General features: G+C 40.9%; 11 protein-coding genes and 1 rRNA gene. 8 read left to right on the top strand and 4 right to left on the bottom strand.

The features are described from left to right. Nucleotides 1-129: 129 nt before the first annotated feature. Nucleotides 130-245 (top strand): 5S ribosomal RNA (gene rrf, locus BK583_RS15750). A 1,167-nt stretch (nt 246-1,412) separates the two neighbouring features. Here rrf and BK583_RS15740 read toward each other — a convergent pair. Further along, nucleotides 1,413-2,336, bottom strand: a complete 924-nt coding sequence (locus BK583_RS15740; RefSeq protein ID WP_055736941.1) for a proline dehydrogenase family protein — start codon at nt 2,334-2,336, stop codon at nt 1,413-1,415. 165 nt (nt 2,337-2,501) lie between these two features. On the opposite strand from BK583_RS15740, the gene BK583_RS15735 reads away from it, so the two are divergent. Continuing rightward, nucleotides 2,502-4,034 (top strand): sigma-54 interaction domain-containing protein, encoded by a 1,533-nt coding sequence (locus BK583_RS15735; RefSeq protein WP_055736942.1) that lies wholly within the window; start codon nt 2,502-2,504, stop codon nt 4,032-4,034. Between the two features lie 70 nt (nt 4,035-4,104). Here BK583_RS15735 and pruA read toward each other — a convergent pair whose 3' ends face one another. Next, a complete protein-coding gene (gene pruA, locus BK583_RS15730) occupies nt 4,105-5,655 on the bottom strand; it encodes an L-glutamate gamma-semialdehyde dehydrogenase (RefSeq protein ID WP_055736943.1) in 1,551 nt (516 codons plus the stop codon). A gap of 124 nt (nt 5,656-5,779) precedes the next feature. On the opposite strand from pruA, the gene BK583_RS15725 reads away from it, so the two are divergent. The 6 genes from BK583_RS15725 to BK583_RS15700 all read left to right on the top strand — a co-directional run bounded on the left by BK583_RS15725 (nt 5,780) and on the right by BK583_RS15700 (nt 13,387). Then, entirely contained in the window at nt 5,780-6,487 is a 708-nt protein-coding gene (locus BK583_RS15725; protein WP_055736944.1) for an NAD(P)-binding domain-containing protein, read from the top strand. Then, a complete protein-coding gene (locus tag BK583_RS15720; RefSeq protein ID WP_055736945.1) occupies nt 6,471-7,532 on the top strand; it encodes a C45 family autoproteolytic acyltransferase/hydrolase in 1,062 nt (353 codons plus the stop codon). Before BK583_RS15725 ends, BK583_RS15720 begins: the two co-directional genes overlap by 17 nt. Nucleotides 7,533-7,591: 59 nt before the next feature. After that, a complete protein-coding gene (locus tag BK583_RS15715) occupies nt 7,592-9,103 on the top strand; it encodes a bifunctional metallophosphatase/5'-nucleotidase (RefSeq protein ID WP_055736946.1) in 1,512 nt (503 codons plus the stop codon). 32 nt (nt 9,104-9,135) lie between these two features. Beyond that, nucleotides 9,136-10,101 (top strand): alpha/beta hydrolase, encoded by a 966-nt coding sequence (locus tag BK583_RS15710; RefSeq protein WP_055736947.1) that lies wholly within the window; start codon nt 9,136-9,138, stop codon nt 10,099-10,101. Between the two features lie 132 nt (nt 10,102-10,233). Continuing rightward, entirely contained in the window at nt 10,234-12,108 is a 1,875-nt protein-coding gene (gene htpG / locus BK583_RS15705) for a molecular chaperone HtpG (RefSeq protein ID WP_055736948.1), read from the top strand. 91 nt (nt 12,109-12,199) lie between these two features. Beyond that, nucleotides 12,200-13,387 (top strand): cytochrome P450 family protein, encoded by a 1,188-nt coding sequence (locus tag BK583_RS15700; protein WP_124741604.1) that lies wholly within the window; start codon nt 12,200-12,202, stop codon nt 13,385-13,387. A gap of 74 nt (nt 13,388-13,461) precedes the next feature. On the opposite strand, the gene BK583_RS15695 is transcribed toward BK583_RS15700, so the two are convergent. Beyond that, entirely contained in the window at nt 13,462-14,790 is a 1,329-nt protein-coding gene (locus tag BK583_RS15695; protein WP_055736950.1) for a short-chain fatty acid transporter, read from the bottom strand. Nucleotides 14,791-14,929: 139 nt separating this feature from the next. Then, complete coding sequence (gbsB, locus tag BK583_RS15690) at nt 14,930-16,141, bottom strand: choline dehydrogenase (RefSeq protein ID WP_038477810.1); 1,212 nt, start codon at nt 16,139-16,141, stop codon at nt 14,930-14,932. Nucleotides 16,142-16,155 lie beyond the last annotated feature (14 nt).

Here is a 16,155-nt window from a genome sequence, read left to right as displayed (position 1 = left end):
GTTTTACAAAGAGAAGCAAGGGATTTGCGGAAGTGACGATGGACTTGAAGGAGCGTACTCACGTACGTGACTGAAAAGGAAAGAGGAAACTGACAAAAAAGCCCGACGCTTATCTGAAGTAAACCAAAGTCTGGTGGCAATAGCAAAGAGGTCACACCCGTTCCCATGCCGAACACGGTCGTTAAGCTCTTTTGCGCCGATGGTAGTTGGGGGCTTCCCCCTGTGAGAGTAGGACGTTGCCAGGCAATGAGAAGACACCTGAAAAGGTGTCTTTTTTGCGGAGAAAGGCGCAAAAGAGCTGCGCTTCGACAGAAGCGAGTCAAACAAAAAAGTAGTCATATGAAACGAGCACAATAAAAAAGAACACCATGAAAAAGCATCGAAGGAAAGCAACGTGCATCCCCCAGTGAGACGAAAGGGTTGTTTTCGTAAAAGCTTCATGGGAAGCATCGGAGATCAATCAACGAGAGGAAGGTCCTCGAAGAAAACCACCGTGGAGCAGTAGGACGTTGCCAGGCAATGAGAAGACACCTGAAAAGGTGTCTTTTTTGCGAAGAAAGGCGCAAAAGAGCTGCGCTTCGACAGAAGCGAGTCAAACAAAAAAGTAGTCATATGAAACGAGCACAATAAAAAAGAACACCATGAAAAAACTCGAAGGGAAAGCAGCGTGCATCCCCCAGTGAGACGAAAGGGTTGTTTTCGTGAAGCCTCATGGGAAGCATCGGGGACCCATCAACGAGAGGAACACCCTCGAAGAAAATTACCCTGGAGCCAAGGGACGTTGCCAGGCAATGAGAAGACACCTGAAAAGGTGTCTTTTTTTGCGTAGAAAGAAAGGCGCAAAAGAGCTGCGCTTCGACAGAAGCGAGTCAAACAAAGAAAACCGTTTTAACATGCAGGCACAATAAAAAAGAACACCATGAAAAAGCATCGAAGGGAAAGCAGCGTGCATCCCCCAGTGAGACGAAAGGGTTGTTTTCGTGAAGCCTCATGGGAAGCATCGGGGACCCATCAACGAGAGGAACGCCCTCGAAGAAAACCACCGTGGAGCAGTAGGACGTTGCCAGGCATATGAGAAGAGGCTGGGACAAAAGTAGATAGACAGACCAAAACGACGAACATTCCTGAAAATAGGAACGTTCGTCGTTTATTTTATATGAAAATGAACGGAAGGAGAATCCGAAGACTCCTGGGGGATCAGCACGTGTCTGAAGACTCTGGAGTGGCGGTTTTCACGGAGGAGGCTGAGGCCGTGTCCTCGGAAAGCGAAGGATTCTCCTGTAGCGGTGCTACTCAGCATATTTTAGACTATTCGTCTTTTCAAATACTACTTTTCGTTATGTCCCAGCCTCTTTTTGCGTAGAAAACGCAAAACACCTTCTACTTAAGAAGGTGTTTAGATGGGTAGCTATTTATTTTCCAAAAAAACCTCTAACGGCAAATGCAATGTTTTGTGGTCTTTCTGCTAAGCGCCTCATGAAATACCCGAACCAATCTGTGCCGAACGGTACGTACGAACGGACTTTATACCCTTCATCAATCAATTCCTTTTGCAGCTGCTCTCTAAAACCATACAGCATTTGAAATTCAAATTGATCCTTTGAAATGTTCTGTTCGATAGCGAATGCTTTTACCTTTTCAATAATTGTATGATCGTGAGAAGCTATGGCCGTGTAGCTTCCGTTATTTAGGTGGATCTTAATAATGTTCAGATAATTTTTGTCAATTGTCGCCTTATCTTGATAGGCAACAGTCTCTGATTCTTTGTAAGCCCCTTTTACTAAACGAAGTGGTACTCCTTTTAGGCTCTTTACATCGTCTTCCGCACGATGTAAATAAGCTTGAATTACGGTTCCAACGTTATCAAACTGATGTTCATTTCGTAAAATGGACAAAATACGTAACGTCTGCTCACAATGTGAGTAATCTTCCATATCAATACGGATAAAAATAGTAAACGCTTGGGCGACTTCGCAAATTCGTTTCATATTATATAAACAAAAACTTTCATCGATGTCTAGCCCTAGTTGTGTCATTTTTAATGATAAATTGCATTCAACGCCGGTTTCGTGGATGGCACGTAAAACGGCTAAGCAAGCCTCTGTGGATTCAATGGCTTCTTCTCTTTCTGTAACAAATTCTCCTAAATGGTCAAGGGTACAAGCGACTCCTTTTTCATTTAATAATTGAACATTTTTAATGGCATCCTCTAAGGTAGCCCCTGCTACAACTTGAGAAGCGCCAAACTTCAGTCCCCATTTTTTTGCGGCCTTATTTAACGATTTATTTTTAGCTAGCTGCATAAATACTGAACGAAGTGGTTGTTCTAGGACCATAATTCATTCCTCCTACAAATGATGTAAACGCTATACACTTCTTAATGCAAAAAGTGTGCCAACTTAAAAAGGGTTAACAGTAGTGTTTTTTCGGTAAATCGTCTAAAATATAGACATTAAGTGACAAAAGTGTCTAATGTGTATAATGAATAAGGAGGGTCGCCTTTGCAAACCTCATTAAAAGATGTAGCGGAACCTTACACTGGTAAAGTCGAAGAAGGTAGCTGGACATTACCAGAGTCAACGTTACTCATGAATTTACCTGCTTTTAGCGATCAAATAGCAACGATCTATACAGTAAATGAATCAAACGATGTTGTAGGCAGAGTGAAAAAAGAACTTATCCCCTCACTTCTTCTTTATGAATTAAAGCGGTATCATTCTTTTCACGAAACGTTAGTGACGGCAATGAATGACGCAGTTACAATTGTGAATCATGAAAGTGAGATACTAGCCATTAATCATCGTTCTGAGGAACTTTATCATCTAAATAATGAAAACGTTAAAAAGAAACCGTTACAACAGTTTTTTGAAGAAGATGCTCTCGTACTATGGTCAGTGCTTCGAGATAAGCAGCCGGTCATGAATCAATATAATCAGCCAAAACAAGGTTTACACGTTATTGTGAATACTGTTCCGGTATTCTTAGGTGTAGAGTGTATTGGTGGAATTTCAATTGAACGAGACATAACCGACGTTGTTAAGTTAAACGAAAAACTATCATCAACAACAGCAAGCTTACATGATTTAAACGGACAAGTAGCTGACGAACCTTTTCAGAAGATCATTGGTCGAAGTAAGCCGATAACTCAAGCAATTGATATGGCTCGTAAAGTAGCTAAAACAGAAGCCAATTTATTGCTAACCGGGGAAAGTGGTGTAGGAAAGGAACTTTTCGCAGAGGGGGTTCATCAAGCTAGTAACCGGAACAAAGAGCCTTTTGTTGCAATTAACTGCGGCGCAATCCCATCAGCGTTGTTTGAAAGTGAATTATTCGGCTATGTCCCGGGAGCTTTTACAGGCGCAGTTAAAGGTGGAAAAAAAGGAAAGCTAGATGTTGCAAAAGGGGGTACTCTTTTCTTAGATGAAGTAGCAGAAATGCCCCTCGAATTACAGGTGAAGCTGTTACGTGTTCTACAGGAACGAGTATTTTATCGCGTAGGCGATCATAAACCAATTCCCCTGGATGTACGTATTATTGCAGCAACGAATCGTCATTTAGAAGAGATGATTCAAGAAGGTACCTTTCGAGAGGATCTTTATTATCGCCTGCATGTCATTCAAATTCACGTGCCACCTTTACGTGAACGACTCGATGATTTACCGGAGTTAATGCAACGATTCGCTCACGAGTTTGCCATTCGCTATGATAAAGTTGTCCCAACGTTTGATCCAGAAGTCATGTATATGCTTATGAATCATCGTTGGGAAGGGAATATTCGTCAATTACGTAATCTAGTTGAGCGGGTGATCATTTTAACAAATGATACAGAGGATCGTGTGCATTGGTATCATTTACCCGATTCTTTTCAAAAGCAGATGAATCATGTCTCCTCTGCAAATTATTCAAGAAACGATGAACGAAGCGAGATACTTGCCGCTTTGGAAAAAACGTTTGGCAACAAATCCGCTGCTGCAAAATTGCTTGGTGTTTCGAGAGCGACCTTATACAATAAGCTCAAGCACTATAATCTGTAAAACGAATTGTCTAATTAGACAGTTATGTATAGACAAAAAAAGACACGCGCAGGAGCGTGTCTTTTTCATTTTAGTACATTTCCGAGATTGTTTTTGCTTGCATATGAAGGACTAAATAATCTGGGCCGCCTGCTTTTGAATCGGTACCGGACATTTTGAACCCACCAAATGGGTGATAACCAACGATGGCACCTGTGCAGTTACGGTTGAAATAAAGGTTTCCAACGTGGAAATCATATTTGGCTTGCTCGATTTTTTCGCGGTTATTTGTAATAACAGCTCCAGTCAGGCCATATTCCGTATTGTTGGCAATGTCTAAAGCCTCATCATAGCTTGTCGCCTTACTAATCGCGAGAACAGGACCGAAGATCTCTTCTTGCATGATTCGAGCTTTAGGATCAACGTCAACGAACACAGTTGGATGAATAAAGTAACCTGTTGAATCATCGCTTTGTCCACCTGCTGCAAGCTTTCCTTCTTCTTTGCCTATCTCAATATAACTAGTAATTTTATCAAATGCAGCTTGATCAATTACAGGTCCCATATAAAGATTTGTTGGTTCTGCAGGGTTTCCAACAGTTAATTCTTTTGTGCGTGCCACTACTTTTTCAACAACTTCATCGTACACATCTTCATGAATTACTGCACGAGAACCTGCTGAACACTTTTGACCTGAGAAGCCGAAAGCGGAAACGACAATAGCGTCTACAGCTGTCTCAATATCTGCTTCACTGTCGACAACAACAGTATCCTTACCGCCCATCTCTACGATGACACGTTTTAAATGATTTTGCTCTTTTTGAACGATTGCTGCTTTCTCATAAAGACGAACACCTACATCGCGTGAGCCAGTAAAGGAAATAAGAGCTGTTTTCGGGTGTTCAATTAAGTAATCACCGATTTCGCTACCGCTACCAGGAACGAAATTAATGACGCCTTTAGGAACGCCAGCTTCTTCAAGAACTTCAACAAATTTAGCCGCAATAACAGGTGTTGTACTTGCCGGCTTTAAGAGTACAGTATTTCCTGTAACGAGTGGTGCTACCGTGGTACCTGCCATAATGGCAAAAGCGAAATTCCAAGGTGAAATGACAACTGTCACTCCTGTTGGCGTATAGATATAGTTATTTTGTTCACCAACGCGGCTATTAACTGGTTTGCCGTTTGCAAGTTCAATCATTTGACGCCCATAGTACTCAAGGAAATCAATGCCTTCTGCTGTGTCTCCATCAGCTTCTTTCCAAGGTTTACCGCCTTCTTTTACAAGCATAGCAGTAAATTCGTGCTTACGACGACGGACAATCGCTGCAGCACGAACTAAGATGTTGGCGCGCTCTTGTGGTGTTACTTTTCTCCATGATTCAAATGCAACACTTGCAGCTTCAATTGCTTGCTCTGCATGTTCTTTAGTCGCTTTTCCTGTTGTTCCAATAATTTCAGTTTTATTGGAAGGGTTATAAGACGTTAATTTGTCGGTAGTATCAACACGCTCACCATTAATAACAAGTGGGTAGTGACCACCAAGCTGAGCTTCAACTTGTTTAATCGCATCTAATAGGTCTTTCTTATTTTCTTCAATTGTAAAATCAGTGAATGGTTCATGTGTGTAAGGTAATAACATCGTAATCCTCCTCAATAATCAGTTTCATTTATATCTAATGCAAGAAGCATGCCAAGTCTTTTGAAATTGTAGGAGAACGTATAAAAAAGGTATACTTTTCTTAATAAGAGTAGGAGGTTTAGCAATGGAAAAGCAGCGAATAGCTATCATTGGAGCAGGTCGTATGGGAAAAGCAATCGCAACACAGGTTCATTCCCATTTTCAATTAACATTGTTAAATAGAGGCTCTAAACAAGGTCAGGAATTAGCCGCTTACTTGAATGTAGCCTATTCAACAGACTTTCGTTGTTTAAACGCAATGAATCTTATTCTGTGTTGCGTGCCTCAAGATGCAACAGCGTCTGTGCTGAATAGCATTGCGCAACATGCTAGCCCTAACACCATTATTATGAATTGTTCCACAAAAGCATGGATTGATAAGGAGATTAAACAAGCTTACAGTAAGTTGCATTTTGTAGAAGCAAAAATTATTGGCCATGCGACATCAATTGAAGCAGGGAAACAGGCTGCTATAGTTGCAGATGCGACGAGCAAAAGCGTGCAAGAAGGTGTTTCATCCCTTTTTTGTCCGTTTGCAACCGTTCTGTTTGAACATCCTGCAGTAGTTGAAAAGGTAAATCAAATTGCAACACAGATTGGCATTCGAGCAGCTGTTACATTAGAACAAGAGGTAGAAAGAGAAAAACTTCCCCCTTTTATAAAAGAAGTCTTAATTGACAATGTATGCGCAGGCGTTATGAGTGCTTATGTACGCAATGATTTAGGGCATTTTGCAAAACAGATAGTAGCTGATTTACAGGAAAGGAAAGATACAAATGAAAGAAATTTATAGCAACATCATTCAGTTTAGAGGGGATCATGAAACATTTGGATACGAACAAGGCATGGAAATCAAAGCGTCACTCATTACAAAAAATCGTTCAAATCAATGGAATGTGCGCAAGCAGCGTTTTTCAATTGATGTACACGAAGCAAAGCGGGAAATAAGCGCTGTTTCAAAAGGAATTTGGCAAGAGCTTCTCGGAATGCAACAAGCACTTGAATGGACGATGGAAGAGGTGTTAAAAGAGTTTGGTGGCTACAGAGTGCCTTATTTAAAGTCGGGGTGTTCCATTGCTACAGGTGATCATTATTTAATTCGCAACTATGATTACCATCCTAAAACGTATGAAGGTCGATATACCTTATTTAAACCGACAGATGGTGGATTAGCGGTTGCAGCTCCCAGTCAACGTATTACCGGTCGAATGGATGGAATGAACGAAGCAGGATTAGCAATGGGCTACAATTTTATGAATCGGAAGAAGCCTGGTGCTGGATTTATTTGCTGTATGATTGGGCGGTTTATATTAGAGACATGTGAGACTGTGGATCAAGCTGTTACGCTATTAAAAAATATCCCACATCGCCATTCGTTTAGCTATATTGTTTATGATCAAAGTGGAAGAACCGTTATTATTGAGGCAACACCTAGGGAGGTAGCCATCCGTTCAAGCACACGGTGCACGAATCATTTTGAAACACTTGTTTCTGAAAACCGTCACCATCTCGTGGACTCAACAAGGAGACTGGATGTTTTAAAAAAGAATCAACAAACAGCTATGTCAGCGAAAGAAGCATACCACTTATTTAATGCTGCAAATAACGGCTTATTCTCGGATTTATACGATAGTTGGGCAGGAACGATCCACACATCAGTTTATTTTCCTTCTTCACTACAGGCGTGGTTTACTCTCGGACCTAACCAAGAGCCGACAAGAATTGATTTTAAAAAGTGGGTAGAGGGAGTGCCCATTGCGTTGGGCCAAATAACAGGAACGATTGATACAAATGTGCCTTTTTTACATATGGATGACCCTGCTGATTGGTATCGGTAAAACGTGTGATACAATGCTACATTCTGTACATCCTATTCTAAAAAGAAAGGGTGGAAGGAATGAAGATTTTCTTTTTGACGCAGGTCGTTTTTTTCTTGTTTTTTCTGATAGGATCAAACCCTGCCTACGGAGCGGAAAAAGAAGTAGTACGCATACTACATACAAATGATATTCATGGCAGGGTGGTAGAAGGTGAAGGTTTTGGGTTTGCAAAATTAAAGACGCTGATCGATTTTAACTGTGAAGGAGACTGTCTTCTAGTTGATGCAGGCGATACCTTTCATGGAACACCATTTGTTCAAGCCTCTAAAGGAGAAGTAGCAGTTTCTTTAATGAATGATTTGCATTACGACGCTTTTGTGCCAGGTAATCATGATTTTAACTATGGCTTTAGGCACCTTCTTCATTTACGTAAGCAAGCAAAGTTTGTCTTTTTGGATGGGAACCTTTTTTATAAAGGGAGGAAAGAACAGCCCTTTTCCCCATTTATAATAAAAACCGTCGCAACTAAAAAAATTGGTCTTTTTGGCTTAACAACAACGGAAGCGCTAAACAAAACAAATCCAAACAATGTAAAGGAAATTGAACTAACGAATCCAATTAACCAAGCAGCAAACATCGTTGATCAATTAAAACAGGCGCAAGTGGATCTTATTGTTGCAGTTGTGCATCTTGGTGTGGAAGGAAGTCCTGAAACAAGTAAACAACTAGCAGAGCTAGTTCCAGATATTGACGTCATTATTGATGGGCATAGTCATACGTTGTTACCAGAGGGTCAAGTCGCGGAAAACAACACATTGCTTGCAAGTACAGGAGCGCATCTTCAAGCCCTTGGCCTTGTGACAATTGAGTATGATGATGATCTGCTTATTAAGAAGGCTCAGCTAATTAAACCATCTTCCACAACAAGGGAGCATCTCGTTACAAAGGAGAAGCTTCACATGTTATCCGACCGTTTAACTAAGGAAGGCAGAAAAGTTGTTGGATTCACTCCCGTTGCCTTAATAGGCGATCGTCAACATGTTCGCGTGGGCGAAACGAACCTTACTCAATTTCTAACAGACGCCATTCGTAAAAAGACTAATGCAGATATTGCTCTTTTAAATGGTGGAGCCATCCGTTCTTCAATTCCAAAAGGCACTGTGACGAAAGCAAATCTCCAGTCTACTTTTCCTTTTGAGGGTTCCATTGTAACGGTAGATGTTAGTGGTCAAGTGTTAGTGGAGATGATTGAACACGGTATACGTGATTACCCATTAGAAAATGGCAAATTTCCACATGTCAGTGGAATGAAAGTAGCAGTCAAGTGGAAAGAAGGAACGCCGGTTGTTGAAGCAGTCACGCTAGATAATGGTATGTTTAGTTCATCGTCACGGTACACAATCGCTACAAGTGATTTTATTTATAGTGGAGGCGATGGTTATCCAAATCAACCTGGGCGATTTCTGAACAAGTATGGTTCTATACAAGATTGTTTTGGTGATTATATGAAAACACAAAAACCTATGGCAACGATTCATAATCGAATTGTAGGTCTAGAAGCGAATGAAAGCGGGAAGAGAAAGGATTAAGAAAAACGGTTGGGAAGCAGGAGGAAACAAGCGTGAAGAAAAAAACCAAAAGGATGCTTTGGAGTATTGGTGGTGTATCAGTTGTTTTAGGTGGGACACTTGTTGCGGCTAGTTATTACTTATTTACGATGGCAATTGCAAGGAGTACACGCAATGTCGATCTTTATGCGGGAGAGGGAGAAGCAAAAGAAGAGCTAGAGAACATTGCTGAATTAATGGAGCGTGGAGAACAATGGTTAGCCCAAAAAGAGGTGGAACGACTGGAACAACAAACGTATGATGGATTAACACTTTATGGTCGCTATATCGCAAATAAAGACCAAACAGGAAAACTGGCTTTCCTTCTTCACGGCTACCGAGGCGACAGTAGTGAAATGGGACTAGCTGGAAAAATGTATGAAGAAGAGGGTTATGATCTTTTTTTACCAGATGCACGTGCACATGGTGAAAGTGAAGGTAATTATATAGGCTTTGGCTGGCTTGAGCGACAGGATCAACTAAACTGGTTAAACCAATTAATCGCAGAAAAAGAGCTAAAGCAAATCGTGATTCATGGAGAATCCATGGGTGCTTCAACAGCTTTAATGGTGGCTGGTGAAAAGGACTTACCAAAGGAAGTAAAGGTTATTATTGCAGACAGTCCATATACAGCAGTAGATGAGGAATTGTCGCACCAGATGAAAAACTTGTTTCAAATTCCGAGCTTCCCATTCTTACAGATGGGCAGTGCACTATCGAAGCGAATAGTTGGGTATACGTTTAAAGAAGCTTCTGCCCTTGAGCAAGTAAAAAACGAGACGCCACCGCTGCTCTTTATTCATGGCAGTTCAGATGATTTAGTACCAACATACATGTCTAGAGAGTTATATAATACCGCAACTACGAAGGAAAAAGAGATTTGGATTGCGAATGGTGCAGGCCATGTTGGCGCAAAGTTAACTGAGCCCTCTGTTTATTATAAGCATGTATGGTCGTTTGTGAATCGATATATAAAGTAACCCGAACTCTTTTTTAATTGAAGTTGACGCTACCTATTGACGTATGTCGTGAATTCGGTAAAATAAGAAATGAGTTAGCACTCGGAGCGATCGAGTGCTAAAAAGGTGTTAGATGATAAGGGGTGTACAAAAATGGAAAAGAAACAATTTCAAGCAGAGTCAAAACGCTTGCTAGAGATGATGGTTAACTCGATTTACTCGCAAAAAGAAATTTTCCTTCGTGAGCTAATTTCAAACGCCAGCGATGCGATTGATAAAATGTACTACCGCTCACTGACAGACGAAAATCTTCAGTTTGAACAAGATAAGTATGCGATTTACGTACAAGCAGACAAAGAAGCAAGAACGTTGACCCTTCGTGATACTGGGATTGGTATGACGAAAGAGGAGCTTGAAGCGAACCTTGGAACGATTGCAAAAAGTGGTTCTCTGGCATTTAAGAAAGAAAATGAAATTAAAGATGGCCATGATATTATTGGACAATTCGGCGTTGGATTTTATGCGGCATTTATGGTGGCAGATCAAGTCGCTGTGGTGAGTCGTTCCGTTGATAGTGATCAAGCCTATTTGTGGCAATCAGATGGTACAGACGGCTATACAATCGAGCCAGCCGAAAAAGACGAAGTTGGAACAACTATAACACTTTATTTAAAAGAGAATGGTGAGGAAGAATCATTTGATGAGTATTTAGAGGAATATCGACTTAAACAAATCATTAAAAAGTATTCTGATTTTATCCGTTACCCAATTAAAATGAATGTGACGGTGAGTAAGCCAAAAGAAGATAGTGAAGAAGAGTATACAGAGTTTGAAGAAGAACAAACTCTTAATAGTATGATCCCAATATGGCGCAAAAATAAAAGTGAACTAACGGACGAAGACTATGTTCAATTTTATCAAGACAAGCGCTATGGTTTTGATAAACCGTTAGAGCATATCCATGTGGCGGTTGATGGAGCCGTTCGGTATAATGCCATTCTATTTATTCCTGAAAACACGCCTTATGATTATTATTCGAAGGAATTTGAAAAGGGTCTGGAATTATACGCAAATGGCGTCTTAATTATGGAGAAGAGCGCTGAACTAGTACCAGATTACTTTAGTTTCGTAAAAGGAATGGTTGACTCAGAGGATTTATCCCTCAATATCTCGCGAGAAATGCTGCAGCATGATCGTCAGCTACAGTTAATTGCAAAAAATATTAAATCGAAAATTAAGAGTCAGCTAAAAACCATGCTAAAGAAAGATCGAGAGAAGTACGACAAGTTCTATCAAGCATTTGGCCGTCAATTAAAATTCGGCGTTTACAACGATTTTGGTGCCAATAAAGACGACCTTCAAGACTTATTGTTATTCCATTCTTCTACAGAGAATAAGCTTGTTTCGTTAGCAGACTATGTGTCTCGTATGAAAGAAGATCAAACCCAAATTTACTATGCAACGGGCGATTCTGTTGAGAGAATTGCAAAACTACCTCAAACAGAAATGGTTGCAGATAAAGGATATGAGATTCTTTACCTTACAGAAGATGTGGATGAGTTTGCGATTAAGATGTTACGCGAATACGATGGAAAAGAATTCATTTCGGTTTCAAGTGCTGACTTGAAAATTGACGACGATGAAAAAGCAGAACAAGAAACAAGCGAAGAAGATACAGCGATGTTTAGCAAAATGAAAGAAATCTTAACTGGAAAAGTAAAAGACGTACGAACGTCCAAACGACTTAAAACGCATCCTGTTTTCTTAGCGGCTGATGGGGACATCACGATTGAAATGGAAAAAGTGCTTCAAGCGATGCCAGACAATCAGCACGTGAAGGCTGAAAAAGTATTAGAGTTAAATGGCAATCATGATGTGTTTGCTTCATTAAAACAAGCGTACGGACAAGATGATGAGAAGTTTGCACTCTACACGAATCTTCTTTATAGCCAAGCGTTGTTAATTGAAGGGTTACCACTAGAAGATCCAGTTGAGTTTACAAAAGACATGTGTAAAGTCATGGTGTGAAGAATAAGTGGAGGATCATTTAGGTGATCCTCTTTTTTTGCAGGAAAAGTAGAGAATGGTTCCGAACTAAATGGAGAGAGGGGTGACGAGTATGTCAATTGTGCTGAATAAAAAAGAGTTTCATCAAGAACCTTACGAATTTTATAAGGAGATCCGTCCTCATGATGCCTTTGCAAAGGTGAAATTAGTGAGTGGTATTCAGGATTCATGGGTTGCGTTTACATATGAAGCGGCTGAAGCAGTCTTAAAAGATGAACGATTTGTAAAAAATCCAAGAGCGGTTTTCCCAGACGTCAGTGAACATGAATTGATGCCAATTACCCACAGCATGTTGTTTGCTGATCCACCAGATCATCGACGGTTGCGAAGTCTTGTTCAGCGAGGTTTTACACCGAAAATGATTCAACGCCTTCAAGGTCGAATTGAAGAAATTGCAAAGATACAAGTCGAACAAATGAAAGGGAAGGAAACCGTTGATTTAATTGCAGACTATGCATTTCCTATTCCTATTATTGTTATCTGTGAATTACTTGGTGTCCCTCCTGAGGACCGCTTAGACTTTCAAAGATGGTCTAACAGTATGGTAGAAATAAACGACGATCCAAGTTTTTATGAGCAAGTTGAAGCGCATATGAAAGAATTTCAGCTTTATATTGAACAATTGCTGGCCGAGAAGCGAATCCATCCTCAAGACGATTTGCTTTCAGAGCTGATCCGTGCAGAAGAAGATGGGGATAAGCTATCGGTTCAAGAATTATATGGTGCCATTATGCTCATGATCGTTGCCGGACATGAAACGACAGTTAATTTAATTGCCAATGGAATGCTCGCCTTGTTTACACATCCTGAGCAGTTAAAAAAATTAAAAGAATCACCAAGTTTAATTGATGGAGCCATTGAAGAGATTTTACGATTTAATGGTCCAGTTGAGTTTAGTACTGATCGCTACGCAAAAGAATCGTTTACGTTCATGGGCAAACAGCTGCAAAAAGGAGATCATGTTCTCGTTTCTCTTGCGTCAGCAGATCATGACCCGGCAGTTTTTTCAGAGCCGGACAAACTTGTTATCACTCGTGAAAAAAGTCCGCACCTTGCGTTTGGAAAAGGAATTCACTATTGCCTAGGTGCGCCACTCGCACGATTAGAAGGGAAAATAGCGATTCAAACATTGCTTAACACCTTCCCAGAGATTCAAATAAATACAGCACTCGCTAATTTGGAGTGGCGACAAAGCTTCGTCATTCGCGGCTTAAAAGAACTGCCGGTGAAATTGAATTAATGGTTGAGGAGCACGCTCCATCCATAAAAGCCCAAGTGTTTTGACACTTGGGCTCAAAGAAGTTGGAACAACAATTAAAAAAATAGTAATCCAATTGAAATGGGGACAAACGACCAAATTAATAAAATCAAACAAAACCCCATAATGTCACGTACTTTTAAACCGGCAATGGCAAGAACAGGTAATGCCCAGAATGGTTGAATCATATTGGTCCATGCGTCTCCCCATGCAACGGCCATTGCCACCCGAGCCGTATCAGCCCCGAGTTCGATGGCGGCTGGTATCATGATGGGTCCTTGTACTGCCCACTGTCCACCTCCAGAAGGAATAAACATATTAATTAACCCTGCACTGATAAAGGTCAAAAAAGGGAGTGTTGTTTCAGTTGAAATCTGGACAAACCAGAGCGCAATCGTATCAGATAGTCCAGAAGCGACCATCATGCCCATAATTCCTGCATAAAAAGGGAATTGAATAATAATACCGCCTGCATTCTTTACACCTTCATTAACTGATTGAAGTAAGCGTTTAGGTGTACGATGAAACAGAATGCCAAGAAACAAAATCGTGAAGTTCACGATGTTAATGTTTAAGTCAAGGCCGTTGGTGGCAAAATGAAACACGACAAATAGCATCCCAGCGCCTCCGATAACGAAGGATAAAATGTGGCTATTTTCTAAGCGTTCAGCAGGAGTTGCTGCTTTATCTTTCGTTACAGCAAGCTCGTTCTTTAACTCTGTTTCTAAGAACAAAGGGTCTATGTAGGTTTTGTGCTTAATCGATTTTAATGAAAAATAGTTAATAATGGGCAAAGTCGCTATTAACGTAGCAACGATAAAAATGTTATAAGGGCTTAATAACGTTTGTGTAACAGGAATAATTCCTAAGGACTCTACTAGAAAATGATCTTCACTGGCAATCGTTAGTGGGATAGAGGCGGACAAACCACCATGCCATACGAGAAATCCGCTATAAGCTGCTGCTATAAGTAATCGGTAATCGACAGTTGGTACACGTCTAACCACATGTTTAGCAAATAAGGCACCAACAACAAGACCGAAGCCATAGTTTAGTAAACAGGCGAGAGAGGCAACAACGGTGACGAGAACAACCGCTTGTCCAGGCGTGTGTGCAAGGAGCGCTAAGCGTTTCATTAATGTAGACATAACGTTAGTGCTAGCAAGAATATACCCAGTCACAACGATTAGCGTCATCTGCATGGTGAAGGCAAGTAAATCCCAAAATCCACCTCCCCAGTACTGAATCATGTCCATAGGACCACTACTTGTTAATCCTAATCCAAGTACAAAAACAACAATGGTTAACAAAAGAGCAAAAATAAAGGCATCAGGTAAATAACGCTGAACAATGCGGTCAAAAAAACGAATCACAACACCAAACACAGCAAAACCACCTTTCTTATTTAAGCGAAATGTATGCGCTTTCTTATACGGTATAGTAGTTTTAAGAAAGAGTCAATTGATCAAAAAAACCCTCTCAGACGAATGAGAGGGGTGTTGGTTATAGACGATGTACATTTGACTAGCGCACTGTACTTGGAACGTTATTAAAACAACGCTCGTAAATCCATACATAATCTTTTTTCGTTAAATCACGAGGATTCCCAATGGTTTGTGGGTCTTTTAAAGCTTCTTCAGCCCATCGATCCACTTGCTTAGGATCAACACCTTGTTCTTCAAGTGTCGGCACTTCTAATTCTTCTACAAGATCATACATGTACTGAACAGCGGCTTTTGCAGCTTCTTCTGTTGTCATGTCAGCTGTGTTTATACCAAACGCTTGAGCAATCCTTGCAAAACGTCCTGGCGCACCTTTCCAGTTAAACTCCATTACTGGTCCCATCATCGCTGCTACACATTGACCATGGGCAACTGGTACAATACCACCTAACGACTGACTCATTGCGTGAGCGGCTCCGGCTGATTCACTGCCATAAGATAAGCCTGCTAACATGGCTGCTTGAGCCATACCATAACGTGCCTCTAGGTCATCACCGTCTGAAAATGCGCGACGAATGTACGTAGCCGCATATTCAATGGCAAGAAGGGCAACAGCATCGGTTACAGGTTGTGCATATTTCATGGTATAGCACTCCACTGCATGAGCAATGGCATCAATGCCAGTCATTGCCGTAACGTGTGGAGGCATTGATGTGTGAAGTTCTGGATCGATAATGGTTAGATGAGCAGCGATTAATGGACCGCCCGTATTAAACTTATACTCTCTTTTTTCATCCGTAATGACCGCCCACTGAGTCACTTCTGAACCAGTCCCAGCCGTGGTTGGAATGGTTGCTAGTGTAGGGATTCGGTTCTCTAACGGTTTTTTGCCATCAGCAGCTTCATAATCAAGAACAGAGCCTTCGTGCGACACTTCAACCCCGATCGCTTTTGCTGTATCCATGGAAGATCCTCCACCAACAGCGACAAGCCCATCGCAATCATTTTCTAAATAAAAGGCAGAACCACGAGCAATTAGTTTTGTCGGAGGGTTTGGTTCTACTTCATTAAAGAGGACCACCTTGACACCTGCTTCTTTTAAACTGTCTTCAACTGGCTTTGTTACACCAGCTTGGTAGATTCCTGGATCTGTAACAAGAAGTACTTTCTTTGAACCGAATGCTTTTATCTCTTCTCCTAAGTGTTTAATAGCGCCAATGCCATGCTTTATAGCAGTTGGTACTTCAAACGTGTGGTAACTTAACATGGATTCAACTTTCATGTGCATACTCATAAATTAGATCGCTC

The sequence above is a fragment of the Shouchella oshimensis genome (genome assembly GCF_002019765.1).
Classification (GTDB): domain Bacteria; phylum Bacillota; class Bacilli; order Bacillales; family Bacillaceae_D; genus Shouchella; species Shouchella oshimensis.
The sequence above is the reverse complement of the archived record's forward strand: the minus strand, read 5'-3'. Positions and strand labels throughout refer to the sequence as shown.

What these genes read in the sequence shown, in the direction of transcription:
- BK583_RS15740 (WP_055736941.1), bottom strand. Translation starts at nt 2,336, where the DNA reads ATGGTCCTAGAACAACCACTTCGTTCAGTATTTATGCAGCTAGCTAAA.
- pruA (WP_055736943.1), bottom strand. Translation starts at nt 5,655, where the DNA reads ATGTTATTACCTTACACACATGAACCATTCACTGATTTTACAATTGAA.
- BK583_RS15725 (WP_055736944.1), top strand. Translation starts at nt 5,780, where the DNA reads ATGGAAAAGCAGCGAATAGCTATCATTGGAGCAGGTCGTATGGGAAAA.
- BK583_RS15720 (WP_055736945.1), top strand. Translation starts at nt 6,471, where the DNA reads ATGAAAGAAATTTATAGCAACATCATTCAGTTTAGAGGGGATCATGAA.
- BK583_RS15715 (WP_055736946.1), top strand. Translation starts at nt 7,592, where the DNA reads ATGAAGATTTTCTTTTTGACGCAGGTCGTTTTTTTCTTGTTTTTTCTG.
- htpG (WP_055736948.1), top strand. Translation starts at nt 10,234, where the DNA reads ATGGAAAAGAAACAATTTCAAGCAGAGTCAAAACGCTTGCTAGAGATG.
- BK583_RS15700 (WP_124741604.1), top strand. Translation starts at nt 12,200, where the DNA reads ATGTCAATTGTGCTGAATAAAAAAGAGTTTCATCAAGAACCTTACGAA.
- gbsB (WP_038477810.1), bottom strand. Translation starts at nt 16,141, where the DNA reads ATGAGTATGCACATGAAAGTTGAATCCATGTTAAGTTACCACACGTTT.